Source organism: Paenibacillus filicis, assembly GCF_038070315.1.
In the GTDB taxonomy this organism is placed as follows: Bacteria; Bacillota; Bacilli; order Paenibacillales; family NBRC-103111; genus Paenibacillus_G; species Paenibacillus_G filicis.
Genome location: NZ_JBBPCC010000008.1, coordinates 112,272 through 136,079, shown reverse-complemented (window position 1 = coordinate 136,079; position 23,808 = coordinate 112,272). Strand labels below are relative to the sequence as shown.

The window sequence follows — 23,808 nt, the reverse complement described above, 5'->3', positions numbered from 1 at the left end:
CTTTTTTGACGCAATCCCCAGGCTACACTTAGATTGTCAGTTCACACCTTCAGCTATACTTGGTCTATAATCTCCACGCAAAAAATCCCCGTCGTTCCCGGTAAGCCGGAAACACGGGGATCGCAGATAGGAGTTACTTGTACAGTACCTTATCGATATTATACTTGGCCTTGAGCGTATTGATGATATAGGTTTCATAAATCTCCCGGTCCAGCGGTTCCTCGACCAGGCATACGGCGATCTTGCTGACCTCGTCCCGGTGATCCTTAATGACCGAAACGGTGTCTTCAAAATGCCGTTTGATCCGCGGTCTCAGCTTGCGGGCCTTGCCTACGAAGAGCAGCTCATCCTTGGCGTTGTAAAACATAAAAATACCGCCCTTATCGCGGGAAATCAGATGAAAATCCGTAAATCCGTAAATATGGCTCAGCTCGGGAGCCGCTTGCTTCTCAATGGTCACATCCGGTGCAGGAATCGTTATCTGGATCACTAGCTTCACTTCCTCATGTTAGATAGCTCTCATCCTATCACAATTTTCCCGTCAGGACTATCCTCTATCGCTTGAAAGCAGGCAATGTCAGGACAAAACGGCTGCCTTCGCCCGGCCCGCTCTCCACCCGGATACTCCCGCCATGCCGCTTAGCAATCTCCCGGGCGATTGGAAGTCCAAGGCCGTTTCCCGAGGCAAGGTCCGCCGGGTGAACCCGGTAGGTACGCTGGAAGATCGCGTCCACATGCTCCGGCGCGATGCCGATCCCCTCATCGCGAACCGACACGAGAAGCTTTTGCTCCCATGCGATCGCTTCTAGGAAGATATCCACTCCTGAGCCTGAATACGCTCGAACCCTTCTTCTCCGACTCCCTCATTGTGCATATGATACTCTAGCTGTATGTATCGTACATATTCTACTTTTTTCGGGCAGTAAGATTGTTAGGTGCACCAAGAATTTCGATAAAAAAACAGGACCGGCAGGATCCATCGACCCTAACCGGCCCCCTTGCTTCGGGAATGCCTAACTACGCTTGCTTATACGCCTGACGGTCGAAGCTCCACGATGGGAAAGCATGCCTCCGTAACCCAGTTGTCCGGATTAGGATCCTGGGCAGGGGAGACGTGGTAAATATTAAACATCGGGCCGCCCAGTCCGTAGCTATGATCTTCCATCCACTGGGCAGTCGCTTCCATCACCGCCTGCATCTGATCGTAGCTGCCATGCACCATCACGGACGCCACCCGGATACCGGGGACATCCTTGAACACGATCCCGCCCTGATCGGCATAGCGGCCTTCGACCGCTAGCTGGACCTCAACGTCCACGTCGCTCTCCCGATGCTCGGGATCATGGAAGATCGCCACTACGTAAGGCACCTCAGCCAGACTTACATGCTGCCTGGCCATTTCCGCTCCTGCAGATTCCCATAGCTGACCTTCGTGTGCATACGAGGGAATAATCTGCCGCAAGCTGATTACATGGCGTGCCGGTATTTCCTTAACCGTTACATGGTAATCCATCCGTACCACGTCCTCTCTTAATAGTTCAATAGAGCTTTCCAGCAGCTTGCTCTGCTTGTGCAGGAGATCCAGCTCTTCCCTAACCTCGGCTTCACGCACGGAGAAATACCAGCGGAGCTGCTCGATGCTGTCCTGCCGGGCCAGCATCTCCTTGATGACGCCCAGGGTGAAGCCCATTTCCTTCAGCCTCTGAATCTTGTTAACTTGTCTAAGCTGTCTGGCCGTATAGTGACGGTAGCCGGTCTGCTCGTCGATATAATCCGGTACCAGCAGCCCCAGCTTGTCATAGTGCCGCAGCATCCGGATGCTGATGCTCGACAGTCTGGAGAAATCGCCGATTTTAAACATAAGGGTTAGCCTCCATTAAGTTTTTGCGCAAAAAGCTTAACTTGCTTCGATCATAAAGCCTGACACCGTGGCAGAGTCAACCCTTCACCGTAACAAATATCCAAGAGGCAGCGATCCGTCTGAAGCTACGCCTGATTCAATGGGGAAGAACCCCCGAATCCCGCTTCCTAGTGTCTGAAAGCAGAGACCGGTGGCTCTTAGATTTATTGCCGGGTATCGTATTGAACTTGCTTATTGAGGCTTGACGGTCACCCACGGACGAACCGTCATGACGGCGTTCTGGTCGATGTAGCTTTTGTAATCCTTGGACTCGTCGAAATCCTGCTTGAATTGAACAAGTCGGACATACGGCCCTGTGGCCGTAAGCTTCACGCTTTTTCCGTTCGCGTCCGTCACGGTTCCCATTTCGCTTCTGTAAATCTGCTCAAGCTTCGTATAATCAATCCCCTTCGCCTTGATCACCTTCGGCTCCGCGGAATGGTTGGCAGCTACGAGCTTGCCACCATAGTTATAGTTGTAATAATCCTCCTCGAATTTCACGAAGGAGGTGCCGGCCGTCACATAAATCGCGCTATAAGGCGGCAGCGTAAACGATTCTTTATTGTAAAAGCCGTAGTAGCTCATGCGGCTGCCATCAGGCCCCGGTTCGCTTTGATGATGCACATATAGCTCGAACAGGCTATCGTCGAACGGATAGGTTTTCAGCGATTCCTTCGCAGCCTCCTTCTCGTTCTCCTCTCCGAGCTTCTGCTGGTAGGACTTCTCCATGTCTTTGCCTTCTATATTGAAAAAATTCTGGGTGTAGTACATGTTAGAGTCCCTATCCATCGGATGGTAATCGTCCTTCTTATTGAAAGCAACCCCGACGCCCAGCCGCTGCCAGTCGCTCAGAATGTTCTCACGGTGACCCTTCGAGTTCATCCACGCCTCGTGGGCAAAGATGATGTTTCGTTGATTCGCCGCAATATTTTCGCCCACGGAGCTATAAGGCAACCTTGCGGCCTTGAACCGGTCGTCCGGCTGCTGGCCCTTATAATTCTCATGCGCGAAATACTTGCGATTCCTCATATCCTCGCTATGCTCTCTGGCCACCTTGGCAGCCAGCTTATCCTCTTGGACCGGAGCCAAGCCGAACCGCGTGCGGATCGCATTGACCAAGTCTACGTTCTGTCTCTCGTAAGCGGTCCGAAGCTCCTCGGTTTCCGTTGGGTAATAATCCATCATGCCATCCTCGACGGCTTCATCCACCATCAAAATAGCAGTCACCGTGTTTTTGGCGTGTTTGTCCAGGAACAGGGTGACGTAACTGCCCGCCTGCTGATACATCTGGGTATTGTCGAAGCTAAGATAAAAGCTCTTGCCTTCCTTCTGAAGTCTGAACTCGCCACTGCCGTAAGCCTTGGTCACCTCGCTCTGCGGAGACCCGAGCTTGATTTTCCGGGTCGAAGACCAATTATCCGAGTTGGAATACAGAGCAACCACCTTGCCGTCCTGCACCCCAACCTGCACATAGTTCGCGTAATCCTGGTTGTAGATATACCAGAAAAAGCCGTATTCGCTAATGTCCTTGCGGGCCGGTTCGCCCAACTGGTCGATGACTTTTTTCTCCGTATCCCCGATCGCGAGTCCCCGTACGATAAACTCGGCGCTTTGCGAGTTCGGCTTGATGTCGGCTTTGACAAGTTTGAAGCCGCGCACCTTCAAGTTCTGAATCAGCGTCATCGCTTCCGCACGGCTTAGCGCGTCTTCCGTCGCGAAGCCCTCGACCGTAGCGGACGTTTTCCCTCCGGCGATACTCCGATCCAGTACGTACTGGACGGCATCCTTCGTGTGATCGAAGGCAAACCCTTGCGTAGCGGCCAATAAACGAGCCACCTGACCCCGGTTGAACCGGGTGCCGTCAGTCTCGCGAAGCAGCGGCCAGTTCTGCTGCTCAGCTGCCTGGAAGAAGGGAGCGTGCCATGTGGCGCCCTCGTCCGTCTTGACGGCAATGTCCGGGTAAGCCCCCAGCAGCATCTTGAGAAACTCCGGCTCTGTCACGCGCTGATTCGGACGGAACGTGCGGTCCGGGTAGCCGCTGACAATCTTCTTGTCCACGGCCCAGAGAATCGACAGCTTGGCCCAATGGTCCGCAAGGTCGGTGAAGCCGTCCAAATCGTCCTCCTTCGGGGACTGCGGCTTGTCCAGAGCCGGACTGGAGTTCTCGTCAGGCTCCTCTGGAGCAGCCAGCGAGGAAGGTGTATAGCTCTGCTTGTAGTCGATGGAAGCGAGCGGACTGTTCTGCATGCCTTTGGCCACGGCAATCGCCTGGATGGTGGCGGACTTGCCCAGTGGGAAAGGCCCGGTATATTGCTGCGTGGTCGCCGAAACCAAATTTCTAAGAGGGTCCTTGTTATCGGTGGTGTAATAAATAATGGCCTGCTCCGTATTCGTTGTCAGTGTGACCAGGGCAGGCTGCCCCTCGCCCTGAGACTCGAACACGGCCCGGACCGGCGCCACCTCCGGCAGCGGATTGCGCAGGTAGCCCATCTTACGCGTGCTCTCGAGCTGAACAAGCGCCGTTCCATGAATAAACGGCTTGCCGCTGGCGTAGACCATCCCCGTCAGCTCACGGCCCGTCACATCGATGTAGCCAAGCTTGCCGTCCTTCTGAACCAAGGCTATCCCGTTCTTGAAGTCGTCAGCGTCTTCATAGATACAAGGAATCACCAGCTTGCCACTGGCATCGACAAAGCCATGCTTGCCATCCTTCTCCACCCGGCCCATCCCTTCACTGAAGGACCAGGCATACGTATAACTCAGTGGTGTGACCTCTTGGCCCTTGTGGTTCACATAGCCCCACCGGCCGCCCTCATAATCCTGATGCTCTCCCTTGCCTCCATTGGACACAGGCGAGAGTCCCTCCGTAAAGCCGCGGTAACCATCCCATAAGTCGCCCCCGACAAAATCATAACGCAGCGGAACGACCTCTTGACCCGAGACATCGATGTAGCCATACTTGTACCGGTCTCCATCAGCCCCGGCGACGGCTTTCCCGACCTTGGCATATCCCCTTACAAAATCATCCGCATAATCGTACCGCAGCGGAACAACTTCCTCGCCCTTGGTATTCACGAAGCCGTATTTCTTCGTGCTCAGCACTTTATAACCTAGGTCATTACCCTTGCCAAAGTGCTGGTCGGCAGAGGCCTGCGGAATATAGTCCTCCCCGTTAGCTACCAGCACGAGCCCGCTCTGAATGCGGCTGGCCGTGTCATCATATCGGAAGGGAATGACTACCTTCCCCGTATGGTCGATATACCCCCATTTGTCGTCCTTTCGGACAAAGGCCAAGCCTTGATCAAACGGCCAGGCCTCCCGATATTTAGGACTGATGGTGATATTCCCAAACGTATCCATATACCCGACCTTGCCGTCCTGCCGGAAGCTCACCAGCCCTTCGGAAAAGCTGTGGGAGTAATCCGACGGATTGTCGGTGACAAAGCGGATTTCCCCCTGATGATTCAGAAATCCGGCCTTGCCGTCCCACTTCACCAGCGCGAGCCCGTCTGAGAAGCTATTGGCCTCGCTGTAGATCAATTCCGTCAGAGGCTTCCCCTTGGCATCCACATAGCCATAGAGCCCACCCTTCTGGATGATGAATACGCCTTCATTAGGTCCCGTAATCGATTCGTACACCGGGGGAAGAAGTTCTCCCGTTCTGCCCACGAGGCCGACCTTGCCGTCCACCCAAACATTATCCGACTGGCCCTTAACCCGGACGATGACGTAGCCGCCTTCCAGGATCGTCGCATCATCATAGCTGATGGAGGTAAGCTTGTCGCCCTTGTTATTGATCACGCCGAACTTTCTCACTTCTTGAGTTCTCGTGCCTATGACAGCCAGTCCATCTGTGAAATTTTGAGCCATATCGTACTGAAAAGGTACGGCTAACGTTCCCTTGGTATCGATGTATCCCCATTTCCCCTGCTGCTCTACAGCAGCCATGCCATCAATAAAGGGGGCGGCTCCCCCATAACTGGGCTCAATAGCGAACGAAAGCTGCTGCTCAGCCCGCGAGCCTGCCGGAAAAACGCTAATAAGTAAAGCGCATACGACTATCATGGACAACCATTGCCTGACCACCATACGACCCCGCCTTTCTTGTAGATAATTGCACATAGTTTTATAAATCAATCTTATAATTCTACGTAGACTAGGAATATCCTCCCTTTTGCAGCCCCATTCATAGGCAAAAAGTAGATGAACACAAGCAGGAACGGGCATTAAAGCCCATGACAAAAGACCTTAGGGCTAAGAATTTGCTCTAAGGTCTTGGGCCCGCTAGACGGGATTCAGGAGAAACAGATACCGAGATAAAGGAGAAGTACAAGCGCCATCACGGCGGCGAACAGATAATTGGATCGCGCTAGCCCGAACAGCGGGCGGCCCGCCAGCCCTGCAAGCAGATTGTTCACCGCAGAGGCAGGCGAGAGCGGGTTGGAGATGCCCCAGCTCCCCAGCAGCAGCACCGCGAAATAGACCGGACTGATCTGCACGGCAGCAGGATCGATACCCGTAGCCAGAATCGTAACCAGCACGATCGGATGCAGACCGATCATGGACGTCAGGATCACGGAGGCTACGGTCAGGATGGAGAACGTGACAGGCACCGGCAGCGGGAATGCCCCCAGCAGCGCAGGCACGGATGCCCCCAGTCCGGTTGCCGCGATCGAGCCGCTGAAGAAGCCTGCGGCCAGAAACAACGCGATCTCCTTCTGCAACGCAGGCAGCGTGATAGTCACATGGTTCACCAGCCCTTGCTTGTAGGTCGGCATCGCGCCCTTGGCTAAGCACCAGATGAGCGGGAACAGCACCGCGGCCATGCAGGTGATCAGCACCATCGGCAACTGCACCAGCTGCTCCAGCAGCAGCACGATGGCAATGGCCGCTGCCAGATAGAGGCCTAGCCCTCGCGGAAATCCGGCAGCATCTCCGGCACCAGGCTCTACCTGCTGCGCTGCTGCGGCCTGCTCAGCCGGGACCGAGGCGACTGCGTCCTGCGCGCGGAGCTTGCGCGCCTCCAAGGCCAGACTAACCGGAAGGCTGAGCAGCGATAAGCCCGCCATGTACGGAAGCAGCGACGACCACTGGACCTCCAGCGCAGAGGTGACAAGCGCCATAGCCGCAAAATAAGGCGACCAGAAGATGGCCGCCCCGAATCCCCGGTTCATCGCCTGGGCGAGCAGTCCGGCTATACCGTCTGGACGAGGCTTGACGAAGGCCAGATGGTACACGACCGGAATGGACCCTACGTTAATAAAGGCCCCCATGATCTGGGTCAGCAGCTGGGTACCCGTGAATAAAGCCGTCTGACTTCGCACGCGTGTGTCGTAGAACCGCTTGAGAGCCTCTACATAGGCCGGAATCCGGACGGGAATGCCGAATAACGGCGCGAAGACAAATAAGGTGACCAGCGTAACATTCATGCCGGCCGCCTCGAACCAGTGCCGGGCATCAGCCCCCCGCAGAAGCAAGAGCACGGCGCCGCCGGCCATAAAGCAAGCGGTCAGCCACCGCGTCATCCCCTTGAGCTGGGGCAGCAGCAGCACGACCGCTACAAAGACAAGGCCGCCTACTACGTAGAGCAGCGGCCCAAAGTGGGTAAGCTGCTGCGCGATGAACGTCGCAGCCAGCAAAAAAATAATCGTCCTTACCGTTATTGCCCTTACGGTTAAAACCATTGCCGAATCGCCTTCTTACATTAATTGAATTGCCAGCAGCTAAGGCTCAGGTTCCCATACTGATAGCTGCGGTGCAGCAGCTTGGCCTGACGGGTCTCATCGCCTGCGCCCATGGCGAGCAGCAAGGGAATGAAGTGCTCGCTCGTCGGCACCGCGTCCTGCGCATGCGGCGCGAGCTCCATGTAGTTGAACAGCGAAGCGGTATCCCAGGCTTCCAGCTTGCTCTCCAGCCAATTATCGAACGCTTCGGCCCAGTCGTCAACCCCATTCGCCCGCCAGTTCAATCTTCTGAGATTGTGGACCGTTCCCCCACTGCCGATAATCAGCACATCCTGCTCACGCAGCGCGGACAATGCCTTGCCGATCTCATACTGCTGCTCGTTGGTCAGATAACGATTAACCGACAGCGCGATAACCGGAATGTCAGCATCGGGATACACCAGCTTGAGTACCGCCCAGGCTCCGTGATCCAGTCCTCTCTCCTCGTCCAATACGCTCGGAATTCCGTGCTGGGCAAACAGCGATTGAATCTGATCACTTAGCGGACGATCCCCCTGCGCCGGGTAGGTCATCCGGTACAGCTCATCCTGGAAGCCGCCAAAATCATAGATCGTGCTGTACTGCTCTGCCGCAGCCACCGTTTGCGTCGTTTGCTCCCAGTGCGCAGAGAAAAGCACGATCGCCTTAGGCTTAGGGTGAGTTGCCGCGAAGGATTTTAGCAAAGCGGTGTATTCGTTATCCTCCAGAACAATCGATGGCGCGCCATGCGCAAAAAAATATGAGGGCATCATAATCGTATCACTCCTTAGGGGTTGTAAGCCCGGCATCGGATTGCAGCCAAGCCAGATAGTCGCGTTGATTTTCTTCGGACACGCTGTGATCGGTCGGATAGGTATGGAAGGTCAGACGAGGCGTTAGGCCGCCCACATAAGCCGCCGTCTCATGTCCGATCTGCACCGGGAATATAGAATCATACTCTCCATGGGACAAGAAGACCGAGACGTCCCGGATATCGCGCAGCGAATATTCGGTCTTAACAAACTCAGGTACATACCCGTTCAGCGCCACGATGCCCTTCAACTGGTCGCCCATCGCAAGCGCCAGCGTCATTGATAGGATCGCGCCCTGACTGAAGCCCAGTAGGTAGCGGCGGCCTGGATCGATCGGGTACTGCTCGGTCAGTTGACCGATGATCGCTTGAAGTTGTTGAACGGCCTGATCGAACGACTCCCGGATCGGATTGCCAAAGCTCTTCAGCTCATAATATTGATAGCCCGAGCCTAGCGGAAGATCTCCGCGAATATGAATCCTGATAAAATCGCCTTCCAGCGGCGCCACCAGCCCTGCCATATTCCGCTCATTGGACCCTCTCCCGTGCAGGGTGAATACAGCCGGATAGGTTTTATCGGAGTCCATCTCAGTCGGAAGCTGTACATCATAGGAATACGATGTGTTCATAAATTTCTCCTTCGAAATGAAATATTAGTAATAGAAAATTATATTTTATATAAGTAATTTATCGCAGTTCCGCTGGCGTGTCAATCAAATCATTGTTAATATAAATATATATTCACTATCACAAATATTTTGGAAAGACAGGGATCACTATGGATATCGGCTCCAACATACGGGCAATCCGCAAGCGCAAGAAAATTACAATCGCGCAGATCTGTGAAGAAACCGGCCTGTCTCAAGGCTTCCTCAGTCAGGTCGAAACCAATAAAACCTCTCCTTCCATTGCCACGCTGGAAAGCATCGCACAGGCTTTGAGGGTGCCGCTTGCTTACTTGCTGCTGAAAAAGGAAGAACGGATGCAGATCGTCCGCAAAGACGAGCGGAAGGTCACGACCAGCGGTGCGGAGAAGCTGCGGGTTGAGCATCTAAGCTCGACGAAAAATATGCGGATGATGCTGGTAGAGCTTCCTCCCGGAGCTTCGACTGGCGAAGCTCCTCATGCTCATGAGGGCGAGGAAGTGCATGTGGTGATTCAAGGGAGGATTCATGCTCAGCAGGGCGAAGACTGGGCTGAATTTGACGCGGGGGATTCATTTTCCTGGAATGCCTGCACGCCTCATATCGTGAAGAATATCGGCGAGGAGCTGGCGATTGTACTCATCTCGGTCTACACGGAAGCGGATGCGGCCGATCGCGGCTTGTAAGCGGCTTGTTCCAGCAACGGGCAATCTTACAGGGCGGGAAACCTCAACAAACCGAAGAAGCAACCGGACATCCGACGATGAGTGTTGCTTCTTCGGGTTTCCCTGCGTAGCCAGAGCCGCTGCGCTGCCCCTATGTACGACACAGATGGGACTAATCTTGACGAGCACACTTATTTTACAGTAGTATCTATACATACCACTCACAATACACATGTGCTGGAAGCCATTATCTTCATCTAATCTTATTTATGTCTCATCGGCATGCTTTTTATTAGTCTCATTTTAGTGGTATTTTAAAATACGATCCAAAAAAAGGTTGATGCCAGTATGACCACCATCGATATGACCTTTTGCAGCGAGCTTATCCGTACCGTAGGTGCCCGAATCCATGAGACATCCAAACAAAACCTGCGACTGTCCACCTTTGAAGAAATTTTTGCGGAGATTCAAGCGATGAATACCTGGGTCATCGATACCCTGAGAGCTGAGGTGTCTGTCAGATACCCGTCCATCCCTTGGTCGGATTCGGAGTTAGACGTCGACCAGCAGCAGCAGGCGGAATACGCCAGGGAGTACTGGATTTGTGATCCGTTGGATGGGGCCTTGCACTATATTCAGGGCTTCGCGCTGTACGCTTTCTCGCTGTGCCTCGTTCGTGACGGGAAACCGGCCGCTTCCTTCGTGTATGACCCTTGCAGTCAGGAGTTATTCCACGCGGTGGCGGGGGAAGGCGCCTATCTGAATGGGCAGCCTATTCACGTTTCACAGAAGAAGGGCCTGGCCAACGCCTACGTCACGACCTCGCTGCCCTCCAGGCCAGCCGAAGATGCGGAATCCGCGGAATTGACGGTTCGCGGGATCGCTCAGGTGATGCCCAAAGCCATGGCGGTCAAAATGCTGGGGTCGGTCTCCCTGCAGCTCGCCTATGTGGCCTGCGGCAAATTGGACGGCTACTGGGAATTCGGAAGCCACTACTATGACTGGCTGGCAGGCGCCCTGCTCGTGCAGGAAGCGGGCGGGACGGTATCCGACAGCAAGGGGAATCCTTTTACCTGGGGGACGAGCGGTATTATCGCTTCGCACCGGGAGGTATTCGATCAGCTGTCGGCAGAGTTGAAGGGGATTCAAGCTTGAAGCTGGCTTCTCAGAAATTGGACGCTGTCACCCACCTGCTCCTCGCTTAGGCCATGCAGGATGAGGGCTCCGTCGAAGCCGTGTGCGCGCAATAGCTGCACATAATGTGCATAATCGATCAGCCCTTGGCCGGCCGCTACAAATGGCGAGTCACCAGCCAGACTCACATCCTTGGCATGCGCGATCACGATATGCTCGCCCAGCAGGTGGAAAGCCTCACTAAGCACGTCGTTCATCGGCTTGGTCTGCCTGGGATCATACAGATTCGCTGCGTCCATGACGATTTTCAAATAGGGTGAGCCCATCTCCAGCAGCAGCTTCCTAGCCTTGGCCGCTGTGGAAATAATATTGGCTCCCTCGGGCTCGATGGCGAGCGTGACCTTATGCGCCTCGGCGATCTGCAGCGCCTGGCCGACTGTGTCAGCCATCGCCATCCAGGCTGCAGCCGAGCAGTTGTCCGCATGCCGGCGCCACATATGCTCCGGGTCCCGGGTTCCCGTGCACAGCGTAATCACCGATGTGCCCATCTCTCCGCAGATCGCGGCCAGGACGGCAAGCCGCCGCAGGCCACGGCACCTGTGCGCTTCATCGGGGTGGGCCATGTTGAAGGTGCCCGATACGGCTGACAGCCGTATGCCACGGGCCCGAGCCTCCCGGCCGATCATTCGGGCCGTATTTTCATCGATGCGGTCTGGCATGGACGGCAAGCCTGCGCAGGACAGGTTGAACTGGGCGCAGGAGAGACCGTGATTGTGAACCGCCTCGAACACTTGCTCCACGGACCGACGGGCGAACGTTTTGGCAAATATCCCGAGCTCCATCAGACACCCCCAGTGATGTCCGACACATTCACTTTTCCCCCGGTTTCCACGGACCGGGCAATCGCCGCCATCACTCTCATCGCCTGCACGCCGTCCTGCACAGTGGCGCCGCGCATCGGGGCACCCTGCAGAATCGTATCGGCGAAGGCTTCCACCTGCAGACGGTAGAAGTGGGCATCCTCCCCTAGCGGCTTGCGGAACAGCCCATCCTTCGCGGAGTACACCTCGACCACGCTAGACTTGAACAGCCACGGGTTGTACGTCTTGGCGACGACACTGCCATGCTCGCCGTACACCTGGAATCCTTCGTGCCAATCCATCCGTACGGCTACCGTGAGATCCAATTGACCGACGGCTCCGCTCTCGTACTCTACCGTCACGAGCCAGCTGTACGCGCCATACTTCTGCACATGCCACGCCTGTACACGGACGATCTCCCCGCCCAGAAACCGGGCCGTATCGACCAGATGACTGCCATGCGTTAGCATGTAATAGCGCTGCCGGTCGAGCTTAGGAGCGCCCTCCGGTCTTCTGGCGTTCTCACTGAGGACCGGGATCGGCATTACATTCCCGCACACCGTATAGCGGACCGTCGAATCACAATACCAGGCCTTCAGGGCGAGCATCTCGCCCATCTCTTCCCGGATGAATTTCTCCGCATAAGCGATGCCCGGGTCGAACCTTTTCATCGTGCCGACCTGCAGGATCAGCCCCGATGCCCGTACCGCAGATTCTAGCCCCTCGCACTCCTCGACCGTAACACCCAGGGGCTTCTCGACCAGCACATGCTTCCCCGCCCGGATCGCCTTCAAAGCCATCGGCACATGAAATTGGTCGGCGATGCCGATGATAATCGCATCCACCTGAGGATCGGCAAGCATCCGGTCATAATCGGTATAGGCCGCCTTCGGCTTGTGCAGATTCTGCATAGCTTCGAGCAAGTCCTCCGCCACATCGCAAATCGCGTAAAGTTCAGCATTTCCCGCTCTCCGGCACGCCTCAAAATGCGCTGCCTGGGAAATCGGACCGCAGCCGAGCACACCGATTCTAAGCTTACCGGGTTGCACCTCCATGACTCCCATTTCACGGCCCCCTCTTATATGCAAGTAAAATCGCGCAATAACAATTATATACACGTATAATAAATCGCAAAAACACGTATTGTCAATGAAAGAAATCAGGAATGACCGTGCATGTTTATCCTTGCTTTTCATTGACCCTAATGAGAGCCATCACTTATAATGATTCCATTCAAAATCGCCCGACCTATCCAATCCAATAACCCCAAGGAGCCTGTTGTGATGCTTAGAGAAGAAAGGCACCAAGCCATACTGGAAAGGCTGCAGCTGCACGGAAAAGTCATTGCGACAGAATTGAGCCAGATTCTGAGCGTATCCGAAGACACCGTACGCCGTGACCTGCGTGAAATGGACTCGCTGGGCCTGCTCCATCGCGTACATGGAGGAGCCCTGCCCAAGTCGCCTTCGGCCGCACACTTCGAGGACCGGCAGCGCGACTCGGTCGAATCCAAGGAAAAGCTCGCAGAAGCGGCCATCTCCCTCGTCAGGAACGGTCAAGTCATCCTCATGGATGGCAGTACCTCCACCCTGAGGGTCGCCGAGCGCCTGCCGCATCACCTGATGGCGACCGTGATCACCAACAGCCCGCCTATCGCTGTCGCGCTGGCCGCCCATCCGAAGATCGATGTTGTCATGCTGGGCGGACAGCTGCACAAAAACTCGCTCGTCAACATCGGAGCGGCAACCGTCGAGGCGCTAAGCAAAATACGCGCCGACCTGTGCTTTCTCGGCGTATGCTCCATTCACCCGGAGATCGGGATCAGCGTCCCTTATCTGGAGGAAACGTATGTGAAGAAGCAGATGATCGAAGCATCCTCCGAGATCGTCGCTCTGGCCACAGCGGATAAGCTGGGAACCGCCTCCTCCTTTATCGTAGCTCCGACCCATGCTCTAACTTACCTTATAACGGATCATGAAGTGCCGGACGAGACGCTGCAGCCTTACCGCCAGCTCGGGATTTCGATCCTGCGAGGTTAATAGACTTCTCCCGGCAGAGTCGCGAAGAAGCATGCAGCTTTGTGATTCTGCATGCTCCGACTTTCAACTCCCTCTTCCCACAACGACCCTCTTGGATGAAACTAACAGCTCTAACTTCATACCAACTTCAGATTCAGCGTATATACTGGAGCTGGGGTGAACCAATCATGAACGAACGTATCCTCGTCATAGAAGATGACGCTGCCATCCGGCAGCTGCTCGAGCAGTTCCTGTCCTCGCAAGGCTATGCCGTCACGTCTGCCTCCGATGGCGCCGAAGGCCTAGAGCTGTGGAATCAAGACACGTACGATCTGGTGATTTCCGATATCATGATGCCTAACCTGAATGGCCATGATGTCGTCCGGATTCTTAGACAGCAGTCCAATGTTCCTATCATTCTGTTGACTGCGCTCCATGAAGAGCATGATCAAATCCAAGGCTTCGAGAACGGGACTGACGATTATATGACCAAGCCCTTCTCCTACAAGCTGCTAATCAAACGAGTCGAGGCCGTACTCCGGCGCTCACGTCCTGTCCAGTCTGGCAATTGGCTCGAATTTCATGAGCTCCGGCTGGATATGGACTCCTATAACGCCTATGTGGGCGGCATGTCCGTGGGACTGACGACCAAGGAATTTGAGATTCTGAAAACCCTGGCCGCCCAGCCCGGGAAGATCGTAACCCGGGAGCAGCTGCTGGACCAGCTCTGGGGTTATGATTATTTCGGCGACAGCCGGATCATCGATACCCATCTGAAAAATATTCGTAAGAAAACCAATATTCCTTACATCAAGACGGTGAAAGGAGTGGGATATAAACTTGAACATTAAAAAACGGACAGCTTTCATGCGGAACAACATCGCCTTTAAAGTGTTCGCCTTAACGGGGACCATTCTGCTGCTTTTTTCCGTGATCACCTATCTGATTATTTTCACGCTGCTGCCACCAACTTACAAAAGCTACAAGCAGCATCAGCTTGAGCGGGAGGTTGACGAATTTATCGCCAAGAGCCCGGCGCTATCCGCTGAGGACTTCACCAAAGAGCTGGAGGGTGTGAGACAGCGTACAAACTCCATGATTTTCATCGTCGACGGAGAGAAGAAGTCTCTATTCCCGCAGATCCAGTTAGGCTCAGTCAACGCTATAGGGACTGTATCTCAGCTAACCCCCATAGAGGCGCCTTTCACCTCGCTCACTCCTGTCACCGGTGCGAAAGAGGGCCCGAAGCTGACAAGAACCGTGACCTACCAAGGCAAGACAGCCACCCTGACCGCCACCTCTACCCTCCAGCCTATCGATGAGGCCTCCAAGGTCCTCATGCTGCTGGCTCCCTACGTGGGACTATTTATTGTGATAGCCGCAGTCGGCGGGTCTTTTCTGTACACGATGCTGATTACGAGGCCGATCCGCAAAATTACCGCTTCCGCCAGCCGAATGGCCGAGCTGAACCTGGATACACGCATCCCGGTGCATTCTTCCGATGAAATCGGACGGTTGGCCGCGAGTCTGAACACGATGGCAGCCAATCTGCAGACCTCGATCGGCGACTTGCAGACGGCCAATACGCAGCTCCAACTGGAGATGGAACGCGAACGTGAAGTCGAGAACCGCCGAAGAGAGCTGTTCGCGGCCGTTTCCCACGAACTAAAGTCGCCACTGACCATTATGAAGGGGCAGCTCGAAGGCATGCTTTACCGGATCGGGATCTATGCAGACCGGGAGGTCTACCTGGAGAAAACCCTGCAGGTGGCCGAGGACATGGAGACCTTGATCTCGGATATTCTCCGTGTCGCCAAGTCCGATCAGCTGACCGTCATGGGACGCGATGAGCAGGTATCGCTGCATGAGACTGTCGAAGGGCTATTGGCGAAGTATGAGGAGCTGGGACTTCAGCGAGGCGTAACGCTGCAAGCAGATGTACCGGCGGATCTGTCGATCCGCACCGACAGGAAGCTGCTGGAGACAGCCTTGAACAATGTGACGCATAATGCGATCATCTACACGAATCCGGGGGAAAAAGTCGTGATCACCGCGGCTGCCGGGACCGGCAGCGCGGCGCTGGAGATTCTGAACACTGGCGCACAAATCGACGCGGGCAAACTCGACCGGATCTTCGAGCCCTTCTACCGGCTCGAGCAGTCACGCAACCGGAATACGGGCGGCAGCGGGCTGGGGCTGTATCTGACCAAGCATATTTTACAGCAGCTGGGCATCGGCATTCGAGCCAGAAATACGGCAGAGGGCGTTGTCTTCAGCTTTCATTTCATACAAACTCCAACGGCCTCGCAGAAGGCACTAGATCCGACAGCTCCCCTACTAAAGGCAAGCTACCTATAGCAGCATCTCCAAGCAACCGGCGCAGGCAACTGCCCCGGTTGTTTTTGCTTATAGGTTGCGGTTGGGACCCCAGAGCCATATTCCCTCCCAAAATACACGTACATCACATCTCCGCTCCATCTTAACTCCAGATGTACAGGCTAAACTCATAAGTGTAAGAGAAAAACAAACAAACAGAGGAGATGGAAAAGAAATGAAAAAGAAATTGATTATGCTCGGTACAGCGATGGCGATTACGGTGGTTTCGGCTCAAGCGGCTTTTGCGGCAACAACGGATAAAGCGACAGACAACAAAGTAACGCTCGTTGCGACGAATGCCAAAATTGATTGGTCCAAGGTAAAGGAAGGCAAGGCCACGGCGATCGGCAAGGTGCAGGGCAACCTGGAGGGCTCAACGACAACAGCCGCTTCGACGGCCCCAGCGCTTGAAGCTGTTGACGCCAAGCCCGACCTCTCCAACGCTCAGGAAGGCAAGTTTGAAGTCATCGGCCCCGTGTCTGGGACATTTGAAGGCAAGACCGCAGCAGGTGCTTCGGCCACGCTTCAACCGGCCGATTCCAACATCGACCTTTCCCAAATTGACCTTTCCAAGATCAAGGAAGGCAAATTCAAGGTCGTCGGCAAGGTACAAGGCATTCACCCGGGAGCGACCACGACAGCGGCCAAATAATTATATGCTTTTCTTGCAAACAACCGGTGCAGACAACTGCCCGGTTGTTTTTCTTCGTCCGGGTATCCTGTATACCCGTTGTTCCCATCCTGCCTTACCCCGCTAGCGATTTGAAGTAACGATACACCTTGTTCAGCTTCTCCTGCTGCCGTCCGCGCGGGCTCTCCATATTGCCGAATTCGAAGAACTTGACCTGCTTGATGCCTACGTATTGGAACAACGCCTTGCGCATTAAGATTTTGTGCGCGTTATTGAGCCAGAATAACGGGTATAGGGCCGGGCCTTTCATCGAAGAAATGCACACGACTGACTTCCCCTTCAAGAGCCCCTCCGGCAGCAGCTTGCCCTTATCCTTGTACGCGAATCCCGAAGCAAACATCTGGTCGATGTACCCCATCAGCATGGCCGGAGGCCGTCCCCACCATATGGGATAGACGAATACGATCTTATCCGCCCATCGAAGCTGCTCCCTGTACACCTCAAGCTCCGGGTCGCTATGCATGTCTCTCCTGCGTTTATTCTTATTAAACACCAGAACCGGGTTAAAGCCTTCTTCATATAAGTCCAGAATCTTCACATCGTGCACCGCAGCGTTCTCGCGGCTCCCACGGATCACTTCCTCGAGAAAGGCATAGCTCAGACTCTGATGATTCGGATGGGTATAGATGATGAGCATATTCATGTCAGGCACTCCTCTTTACTTGTCATTTGATAAGTAAAGGGTAGCACGCCCATTATTTAGTTGTCAAATGATAATTGTTATTTGATAATGAATTTGGTATGTTGTCAGTAGAGGTGATGTTGTGGACAAGCATGCTTTATTTCAAAAATTCGTAGCCTTTACGGCCGCCGTTCATCAAGTCTCCAATGAAATGACCAAGGACCTGAAGCCGGATACCGTCACGAGCGTTCAATATAAAATTCTCGAATATCTGGCCGTCAGCCAGCCTGCTACGTTAAGCGATATCAGTGAATGCATGCATATGTCCATGCCGAATACCAGCCGTGAGCTCCGGAAGCTAACCGAAAAGCAGTTCTGCGAAAAGATTGCGGCTGCCGATGACCGGCGCAAGCAATTCATCCGGCTTTCACCCAAGGGGGAAGCTCTGATGAACGGCGTGTTCGCGCAAGCTGAAGCCCGACTCGAGGAGCGCATCCGGCATATCCCGGAGGAGGAACTGGAGAGCATTGGGCAAGCGCTAGATCTTCTGCAAGACCAGGTATTTCATGGACCGAAGCCAGGCTGAGGCAGCTTCCGGCCTAAGCTGTGGAGCATAGCTCCCGAGGCGGCACCATGCCGAAAAGCCCCGAGTTCATCGGGGCTTTTCCGTGCTTACAAGCTCTATCCAACCGTTGAAGCATCGTGCACTTTCAGAATTGGAACCGGGCATGACCGCCGTCTGCAACGCCTTCCACTTGCTCCAGCTCCAGCAGCCTGCGCTTCATCTCCAGACCGCCGCGGAAGCCCGTCAGCTTGCGGTCTGCGCTGACGATCCGGTGGCAGGGCAGCAGAACGGGAATCGGGTTGGCCCCGTTGGCCGCGCCAACCGCCCTCACCGCCTGGGGTCTGCCGATCACAGCTGCGATATGCCCATACGTCCGGGTTTCTCCGTACGGGACCTGTCCCAGTACCGTCCACACCTGCTGTTGGAACGGCGTGCCGATCAGATCCAGCGGAATATGTGCGAGTGAAGTCCGCTCCCCATCAAAATAAGCATGCAGCCACTGCACCACACCGGTCTGCTTGAGCGCGGCCGGGTCCTCTCTCAGCTCGGCACGAGGAGCTACCCGGCTGATCCAGCCGCTCCAGCTCTCCAGATCCTCATGCGGGAATATAATCCTGCACAGCCCGCGCTCGGTCGCCAGCAGCAGCCAGCGTCGCCCCTCGAGCTCCAGCCTCATCCACATCATGTCGGTTCTCACCGCCATCACCCCTTTCTTAATCCGGTTACAGTTTCCCGGACAACCAGGCCGGTCAGCTCGGGATGATTGGAGATCAGATCCATCCGGGAGCTTCAAAGGCCACGTCCTTGCTGTTCACCAGTACTTTGGCAGCGGCAAGGTGTCCCCACTCGCCGCCAGCTATCGCTTCTTCATCTCTTGGATGTTGTTTCTATTCGATGATTCAGTTTCATATCCTTTATTTCGTTTCCTTGATTATTCGATCACAATATTCCAAGTATTTACACGTAACGATTTATGATTTATAATAATTACGTAATTACGTAATTAATTTTAAGGGTAGGTGATCTTCAGTGATGACCCGTGACTTAGCCGGTGAGATGGATGCACTCAAGATGCAGATGGAAAACCTGCAACAACTCCTTCAACACCTGGTGATAGACAAAAAATCAGGGATGAGCCCCGCCCTCCCGGAGACCCACACAAGCTCCGTTTACTATTCGGGCCATGCTCAGCTAGGCGACCAAGGCCTCCGATGGGAACCCCAGGAGCGCAGAATGGAACACCTGCTGGGATTAAACAGCGAGAAGGCTTCCAAGGTTCTAGCTGCACTTGGCAATAAGCAGCGCCTGGACATCCTCAGATCCGTTCTCCACGAACCGCTGACAGGCTCCGAGCTGGTGGACCGATTAGGGATGGGCACAACGGGTCAGCTGTACCACCATCTCAAGGCTCTGCTAGGCGCTGATTTATTAGTTCAAGAGAGCGGAGGACGGTATGCGCTCCCCCATCACCGTGCCCTTCCATTCCTATTGCTGCTGGCTGCTGTCGGTGATCTACTGGATACCAGCGATTATATGGACATGATGGAAACCCGGAACAACGCCGGGGCTTATCTTGGCAAAGCTCAAGACTTCGATATTCACCACATCCTGTGGGCTGTCGTCGAAAACTCCATTCTGGAACACCAAGCCGGTTTTTGCAGTGAAATTCATTTATTTCTGCATGATGACGGCAGCATCACCGTCTCGGATAACGGCAGAGGCATTCCGGTCCAAGCACTTCCACATACGGAATTCCCAACGGTTCAATCGTTATTTACGGACATCAGTCGGTTTAACAGCAGTGCCCCCTTCCAGGTCCCCGGAGCCGAGAAAGGGATCAGCATGGCGGTGGTGAATGCACTCTCCCACAAGCTGACCGTCGAAATTCGCCGTGACGGCAAGACCTATCGTCAAGAGTATAGACAGGGGATTCCCCAATCTGGACTCATGACCGTCGGTACCTCCACGGACACGGGAACCCGGGTTACATTTAAGCCGGACCCCGAATTATTCGGAGTAGGCTTCGACCCCGAGAAGCTGTATGCGCGTCAACAAGAGTATGTAACAGCCTATTCCAATCTCAACTTCATGATCCATCCATAAAGCGGAGCAACCAAGCTCGCGGTTCGGCCAATCTTTTCTGTGGACCGCATTATTTAGGAAGCACGAATACAAGACCGCCCGTTCCGTTCAGAACTTTTCCAGTTCCGAACGGAACGGGCGGCCTATATACTCAAGGTGCCTCCGCCTTCTATTTCTCGTCTAGGGAATGAGCAGGATTTTACCAGCATGTCCCCGGCTTTCCATCAGCCGGTGTGCCTTTGCGCCCTCCTGAAGGGAGAACCGCTTGGGCGGCTCCAGCTGCAGGAGGCCCTGTCTCAGCGCATCAAAGAGCGTGCCTGCCCGCTCGATCCGATCCTCCCGGGTCACCACATGATTCCACAGATCGCCTCCCGTCAATGTCTTGGACGTATCCATGAGCATCCGGGGATCTATATGCGGCGGATTTCCGCCTGCCATCCCATAGAAAACGACCGTACCTTTGACTCTCGCCGCGTTGAAGCTATCCATTAACGTAGATCCCACCGCATCGTAGACGGCGTCCACTCCGCTGCCCGCTCTGGACCAGCGGATCACTTCATTCACCCAATCGCTGTCGTACAGCAGAACCACGTCCGCCCCTGCCTTCAGCGCAGCTTCCCGCTTTGCGCCGGAAGAGGTCAATCCGATCACCCTTGCACCCTTGCTTTTACATAGCTGCGTCAGGATCTGCCCTACCCCGCCTGCAGCCGCATGAATCAAGACGTCATCGCCAGCCCCAACCGGGTAGCTATCATGTATCAAATAATGCGCAGTCAGTCCCTGCAGCATCAAGGCAGACGCCTGCTCGAAGGTGATGTCCTCCGGCAGCGGAATCAAGTGGTCCGCATCTGCCTTCACCAGCTCCGCATTGGCATGCGGGACGTCGGCGAAGGCGACCCGATCGCCAACCTTCACTGTATGGACATCCGAGGCAACTTGTTCCACAAGACCAGCCCCTTCATAGCCTAAGATATAGGGGGCCGTACCGGCCAGGTGATAATCGCCACGTCTGCGGTAAATATCTGCAAAGTTCAACCCGACCGCTCGCATCCTCACCAGCACCGTCCCCGGTTCCAGCGCAGGGTCCGGCAGATCTGCATCATAGAGCACCTCCGGCCCGCCAAACCGTTCAAATACCAATGCTTTCATAGAGTACCTCCCATTAATTCAATCCTCTATCTTCACCTATCTATTATCCATGTCCATTATTATATACATCCGGTGCCTGATGAATCCAATAGTCCCTTCCCGCTACCAGTAACAACCTATAAATTATGAAAAAGTCCATCCCGCAGGATGGACTTTCTTCTATTATCTAGCTTGACGCTCGCCAAACCGCTCTCTCGAGAGTTTATTTCCGCTCTGTCTCCAGCCGCATCGTGGTAATGTCCGTGTTCAATGCTGTCATTCCTCCCAGTCTGTAATGGCTAACCTTGGATCAGACTAGAGTACGAATTTGGCATATGGACCCCTCACCTTCCTATTAACTGGTCTAAGCATACGGGGGCCCGACAGTGGGATACAAGGTACGATTTGATTTTAATCAATCATGGTCTTGGCGGGCGCATGGATGAGACTCCCCTGCCAAACAAATACGCCCTCCTGTGCTAGGAAGGCGCATCGGTGATCAGCTGATTCTCTTCACATGCTGCTCTCGCGAATCATTCGGTTTACCGCTCTTTCTACGACCTGTTTAACCGTTTTATAATTATCAATATCTGCTTGGGTTTCTGTCATCTGCTTGTAGGATTCGTAGTTGAGACAGTTATAATTTTGGATATACTTTACGACTTCCTGGAACTTATCGTAATATAACGGAGTTTGGATATATGAATTGACCGCCTTGCGAGCCTCTTTCGTTTGAGCATAGAGCAAAGCGTCCTTACTCAGCGGTGCCCAGGTTACGGATTGAATATAATAGTGAACTTGGGGCCTAAGGTTGCCGGAGGGAATGTACATAACATCGCTCTCGCTGCCATCGTAATTACTGGTTGTAATGGCAAAGAAATTCAAGCAATTATATTGGTTTTGCCGTTCCTCAGCATTTTTGATCCTCGAATAAAGCACTCTTGCTGTGTCATAATTGGTCATTTCCCCACTCAACAAATCAAGCTCCCCATTCATCTCATAGAGCTCCGTATCTGTCATGCAGATATACTGGACCTGATGGGAAGCACTTACTGCCTGCTCGCCATAACTTTTGGAGAGTTTCTCTCGAACGGGTGCTGAGAGGATGTGAAGGGCAATTAGCTCCGTTTCATCAACCCCGAGCAGTGTTCGGCAAAATCTCACGCCATGGTAATGAATGGCCTGTTCTACCGTTTGTGCCGCTTGTTCATAAGTCAGCTCTCTCGCATTATACTCGTCTAATTCAGCTTGATGATGGCTAAGTTCAGCATGGTAAGTATCCAGCTTGCTTTCATGCTCTTCTGTGAACTTTGCCGTTAACTTATCATTATAACGAATAAAATAACCATCGACTTTTTTCTTGAATATGAAGTATACGATCAGCAGCAGAGCGACAATACTCCACAGGATGATGGCAGCCGTCATGGAAATGGCATGGGCTTCCTTAACTGCAGCTATCAATGCACTGAGTATAAAAGCTACAATGAACCAGCATCTCACCGGCTTAGTAGCCAAGTTGTTAAACAGACGGTTTTTCTTTAAATCAGGTTCCGCTTGATGGAAAGCAGGAGCCACAGTGGTCAGACTATTGTTCAGATAGGCCAGCTTCTCTGTTAGCGGGAGCTGTTCATAGGAGACATCTGACAGTTTTTTTAGAGTGCTCATAGCATCACCTTTCGGTTTAAATGGCCAACACGGAGTCAAAATAACGTTGATCGCTCTCATCGAGCTTCACGATTTTTATAATCTGGTGAACCTCTTCCGCATCCAGATTAAAATTATTCGCTGTCTCCAGAAGCGTCCTGCTGCTCCCTCCCGGGTGCATATTGAACAAGTAATATTCATAATAGTCCCGCTTGATCACCGCTTGCATGATATAGTACAAGCCGTTACCGCTGGACAAAACCTGGGCGCTATTCAAATACGACTCTACCTTGCGGACTTTGTCCATACGCAGTACACGCGGCTTTTTCCCTTCGAGCATAGCAAGCGCCATATAGTAGAAGACGTTGGGATCCGAGCAGTTATTCTCGGCCAACTTCCTCAGAATTTCGAAGGCAAACTCATAATTTTGCGCATCGATGTGACACATAGCCAGGGAAACCGCGACCGGAATATTTTCTTTGTTGTCCTCGAGCCTTTCCTTGTACGAGGTGATGTACTTGTGCTTGGTTTGACTGTCCATCTTGGCCAGGGATACGAGGTTTTTGGGAATGTAGGCCGTCCCGCAAAATTCACAGATCTGGTCCAAATCTACCGCCAGGTTTGCTCCACAATTGGGGCAAGTATTCACCATAATCTTCGCCATGGATCCTCCTGTTAATGATGATTTTATGTAGTAGAAACTGATTAATACTCACTGCATGAATCAGCAAATTTTAACAAATTGCAACAATTTCATACTATCATACTAACGACTAAAGTACCAGATTATAGTAATAGATTTGTAGCCCATATTCACAGTTTCATGTGGAAAATGCAAAGAAGCCGGCACCGATTAATCCGGGTGCCAGCCAGTCCTTTTTGAGATCCTATCCAAGCCATTATACGTTGGCAATGGCAGCGGCCTCTTGATTCCATTTCATTAAATTGAAAGTCCTTCTCCACTGA

22 protein-coding genes are annotated in these 23,808 nt (G+C 53.6%); 8 read left to right on the top strand and 14 right to left on the bottom strand.

Annotated elements, in window-relative coordinates:
* Positions 1 to 133: 133 nt before the first annotated feature.
* From WMW72_RS14265 to WMW72_RS14235, 7 genes are all read right to left on the bottom strand, one after another.
* On the bottom strand, positions 134 to 490 hold the full coding sequence (locus WMW72_RS14265; protein WP_341416161.1) for a nucleotide excision repair endonuclease: 357 nt from the start codon (positions 488 to 490) through the stop codon (positions 134 to 136).
* 64 nt (positions 491 to 554) lie between these two features.
* Positions 555 to 821, bottom strand: a complete 267-nt coding sequence (locus WMW72_RS14260) for a sensor histidine kinase (protein WP_341416160.1) — start codon at positions 819 to 821, stop codon at positions 555 to 557.
* Positions 822 to 1,027: 206 nt separating this feature from the next.
* On the bottom strand, positions 1,028 to 1,861 hold the full coding sequence (locus WMW72_RS14255; protein WP_341416159.1) for a MerR family transcriptional regulator: 834 nt from the start codon (positions 1,859 to 1,861) through the stop codon (positions 1,028 to 1,030).
* Positions 1,862 to 2,092: 231 nt separating this feature from the next.
* Entirely contained in the window at positions 2,093 to 5,965 is a 3,873-nt protein-coding gene (locus WMW72_RS14250; RefSeq protein WP_341416158.1) for a WG repeat-containing protein, read from the bottom strand.
* Positions 5,966 to 6,195: 230 nt separating this feature from the next.
* Entirely contained in the window at positions 6,196 to 7,584 is a 1,389-nt protein-coding gene (locus WMW72_RS14245; protein WP_341416157.1) for a hypothetical protein, read from the bottom strand.
* A 20-nt stretch (positions 7,585 to 7,604) separates the two neighbouring features.
* Positions 7,605 to 8,375, bottom strand: coding sequence for a DODA-type extradiol aromatic ring-opening family dioxygenase (locus tag WMW72_RS14240; protein WP_341416156.1), 771 nt, complete (start codon positions 8,373 to 8,375; stop codon positions 7,605 to 7,607).
* A 7-nt stretch (positions 8,376 to 8,382) separates the two neighbouring features.
* Positions 8,383 to 9,042: an alpha/beta hydrolase gene (locus WMW72_RS14235; protein ID WP_341416155.1), complete on the bottom strand. Its 660-nt coding sequence runs from the start codon at positions 9,040 to 9,042 to the stop codon at positions 8,383 to 8,385.
* A 149-nt stretch (positions 9,043 to 9,191) separates the two neighbouring features.
* Here WMW72_RS14235 and WMW72_RS14230 point away from each other — a divergent pair, with 149 nt between their 5' ends.
* Entirely contained in the window at positions 9,192 to 9,743 is a 552-nt protein-coding gene (locus tag WMW72_RS14230; protein ID WP_341416154.1) for a helix-turn-helix domain-containing protein, read from the top strand.
* Between the two features lie 327 nt (positions 9,744 to 10,070).
* The gene (locus tag WMW72_RS14225; protein ID WP_341416153.1) at positions 10,071 to 10,877 is read left to right on the top strand and encodes an inositol monophosphatase family protein; all 807 of its coding nucleotides are present in this window, start codon (positions 10,071 to 10,073) and stop codon (positions 10,875 to 10,877) included.
* Here WMW72_RS14225 and WMW72_RS14220 read toward each other — a convergent pair.
* A complete protein-coding gene (locus tag WMW72_RS14220; protein ID WP_341416152.1) occupies positions 10,868 to 11,698 on the bottom strand; it encodes a sugar phosphate isomerase/epimerase family protein in 831 nt (276 codons plus the stop codon). The genes WMW72_RS14225 and WMW72_RS14220 overlap by 10 nt on opposite strands.
* On the bottom strand, positions 11,698 to 12,780 hold the full coding sequence (locus WMW72_RS14215; protein WP_341416151.1) for a Gfo/Idh/MocA family protein: 1,083 nt from the start codon (positions 12,778 to 12,780) through the stop codon (positions 11,698 to 11,700). Before WMW72_RS14215 ends, WMW72_RS14220 begins: the two co-directional genes overlap by 1 nt.
* A gap of 219 nt (positions 12,781 to 12,999) precedes the next feature.
* On the opposite strand from WMW72_RS14215, the gene WMW72_RS14210 reads away from it, so the two are divergent.
* From WMW72_RS14210 to WMW72_RS14195, 4 genes are all read left to right on the top strand, one after another.
* Complete coding sequence (locus WMW72_RS14210) at positions 13,000 to 13,755, top strand: DeoR/GlpR family DNA-binding transcription regulator (RefSeq protein WP_341416150.1); 756 nt, start codon at positions 13,000 to 13,002, stop codon at positions 13,753 to 13,755.
* A gap of 164 nt (positions 13,756 to 13,919) precedes the next feature.
* The gene (locus tag WMW72_RS14205) at positions 13,920 to 14,585 is read left to right on the top strand and encodes a response regulator transcription factor (RefSeq protein ID WP_341416280.1); all 666 of its coding nucleotides are present in this window, start codon (positions 13,920 to 13,922) and stop codon (positions 14,583 to 14,585) included.
* Complete coding sequence (locus WMW72_RS14200; RefSeq protein ID WP_341416149.1) at positions 14,575 to 16,092, top strand: HAMP domain-containing sensor histidine kinase; 1,518 nt, start codon at positions 14,575 to 14,577, stop codon at positions 16,090 to 16,092. Before WMW72_RS14205 ends, WMW72_RS14200 begins: the two co-directional genes overlap by 11 nt.
* Positions 16,093 to 16,285: 193 nt before the next feature.
* Positions 16,286 to 16,762, top strand: coding sequence for a hypothetical protein (locus WMW72_RS14195; RefSeq protein WP_341416148.1), 477 nt, complete (start codon positions 16,286 to 16,288; stop codon positions 16,760 to 16,762).
* Between the two features lie 94 nt (positions 16,763 to 16,856).
* On the opposite strand, the gene WMW72_RS14190 is transcribed toward WMW72_RS14195, so the two are convergent.
* Positions 16,857 to 17,444 (bottom strand): NAD(P)H-dependent oxidoreductase, encoded by a 588-nt coding sequence (locus tag WMW72_RS14190; protein ID WP_341416147.1) that lies wholly within the window; start codon positions 17,442 to 17,444, stop codon positions 16,857 to 16,859.
* Between the two features lie 121 nt (positions 17,445 to 17,565).
* Here WMW72_RS14190 and WMW72_RS14185 point away from each other — a divergent pair, with 121 nt between their 5' ends.
* Entirely contained in the window at positions 17,566 to 18,009 is a 444-nt protein-coding gene (locus WMW72_RS14185; protein ID WP_341416145.1) for a MarR family winged helix-turn-helix transcriptional regulator, read from the top strand.
* A 124-nt stretch (positions 18,010 to 18,133) separates the two neighbouring features.
* Here the strand turns inward: WMW72_RS14185 and WMW72_RS14180 are convergent, their stop codons facing one another.
* Positions 18,134 to 18,691, bottom strand: coding sequence for a methylated-DNA--[protein]-cysteine S-methyltransferase (locus tag WMW72_RS14180; RefSeq protein ID WP_341416144.1), 558 nt, complete (start codon positions 18,689 to 18,691; stop codon positions 18,134 to 18,136).
* Between the two features lie 329 nt (positions 18,692 to 19,020).
* On the opposite strand from WMW72_RS14180, the gene WMW72_RS14175 reads away from it, so the two are divergent.
* Positions 19,021 to 20,091, top strand: coding sequence for an ATP-binding protein (locus WMW72_RS14175; protein WP_341416143.1), 1,071 nt, complete (start codon positions 19,021 to 19,023; stop codon positions 20,089 to 20,091).
* Positions 20,092 to 20,250: 159 nt separating this feature from the next.
* Here the strand turns inward: WMW72_RS14175 and WMW72_RS14170 are convergent, their stop codons facing one another.
* From WMW72_RS14170 to WMW72_RS14160, 3 genes are all read right to left on the bottom strand, one after another.
* A complete protein-coding gene (locus tag WMW72_RS14170) occupies positions 20,251 to 21,219 on the bottom strand; it encodes a quinone oxidoreductase family protein (RefSeq protein WP_341416142.1) in 969 nt (322 codons plus the stop codon).
* Positions 21,220 to 21,711: 492 nt separating this feature from the next.
* A complete protein-coding gene (locus tag WMW72_RS14165) occupies positions 21,712 to 22,923 on the bottom strand; it encodes a hypothetical protein (protein ID WP_341416141.1) in 1,212 nt (403 codons plus the stop codon).
* Positions 22,880 to 23,506 (bottom strand): hypothetical protein, encoded by a 627-nt coding sequence (locus WMW72_RS14160; RefSeq protein WP_341416140.1) that lies wholly within the window; start codon positions 23,504 to 23,506, stop codon positions 22,880 to 22,882. Before WMW72_RS14160 ends, WMW72_RS14165 begins: the two co-directional genes overlap by 44 nt.
* Positions 23,507 to 23,808 lie beyond the last annotated feature (302 nt).

Coding starts and splice junctions, on each gene's coding strand:
- WMW72_RS14255 (WP_341416159.1), bottom strand. CDS start 1,861: ATGTTTAAAATCGGCGATTTCTCCAGACTGTCGAGCATCAGCATCCGG.
- WMW72_RS14250 (WP_341416158.1), bottom strand. CDS start 5,965: ATGATAGTCGTATGCGCTTTACTTATTAGCGTTTTTCCGGCAGGCTCG.
- WMW72_RS14245 (WP_341416157.1), bottom strand. CDS start 7,584: ATGGTTTTAACCGTAAGGGCAATAACGGTAAGGACGATTATTTTTTTG.
- WMW72_RS14240 (WP_341416156.1), bottom strand. CDS start 8,375: ATGATGCCCTCATATTTTTTTGCGCATGGCGCGCCATCGATTGTTCTG.
- WMW72_RS14235 (WP_341416155.1), bottom strand. CDS start 9,042: ATGAACACATCGTATTCCTATGATGTACAGCTTCCGACTGAGATGGAC.
- WMW72_RS14230 (WP_341416154.1), top strand. CDS start 9,192: ATGGATATCGGCTCCAACATACGGGCAATCCGCAAGCGCAAGAAAATT.
- WMW72_RS14225 (WP_341416153.1), top strand. CDS start 10,071: ATGACCACCATCGATATGACCTTTTGCAGCGAGCTTATCCGTACCGTA.
- WMW72_RS14220 (WP_341416152.1), bottom strand. CDS start 11,698: ATGGAGCTCGGGATATTTGCCAAAACGTTCGCCCGTCGGTCCGTGGAG.
- WMW72_RS14215 (WP_341416151.1), bottom strand. CDS start 12,780: ATGGGAGTCATGGAGGTGCAACCCGGTAAGCTTAGAATCGGTGTGCTC.
- WMW72_RS14210 (WP_341416150.1), top strand. CDS start 13,000: ATGCTTAGAGAAGAAAGGCACCAAGCCATACTGGAAAGGCTGCAGCTG.
- WMW72_RS14195 (WP_341416148.1), top strand. CDS start 16,286: ATGAAAAAGAAATTGATTATGCTCGGTACAGCGATGGCGATTACGGTG.
- WMW72_RS14190 (WP_341416147.1), bottom strand. CDS start 17,444: ATGAATATGCTCATCATCTATACCCATCCGAATCATCAGAGTCTGAGC.
- WMW72_RS14180 (WP_341416144.1), bottom strand. CDS start 18,691: ATGGCGGTGAGAACCGACATGATGTGGATGAGGCTGGAGCTCGAGGGG.
- WMW72_RS14175 (WP_341416143.1), top strand. CDS start 19,021: ATGACCCGTGACTTAGCCGGTGAGATGGATGCACTCAAGATGCAGATG.
- WMW72_RS14170 (WP_341416142.1), bottom strand. CDS start 21,219: ATGAAAGCATTGGTATTTGAACGGTTTGGCGGGCCGGAGGTGCTCTAT.
- WMW72_RS14165 (WP_341416141.1), bottom strand. CDS start 22,923: ATGAGAGCGATCAACGTTATTTTGACTCCGTGTTGGCCATTTAAACCG.
- WMW72_RS14160 (WP_341416140.1), bottom strand. CDS start 23,506: ATGGCGAAGATTATGGTGAATACTTGCCCCAATTGTGGAGCAAACCTG.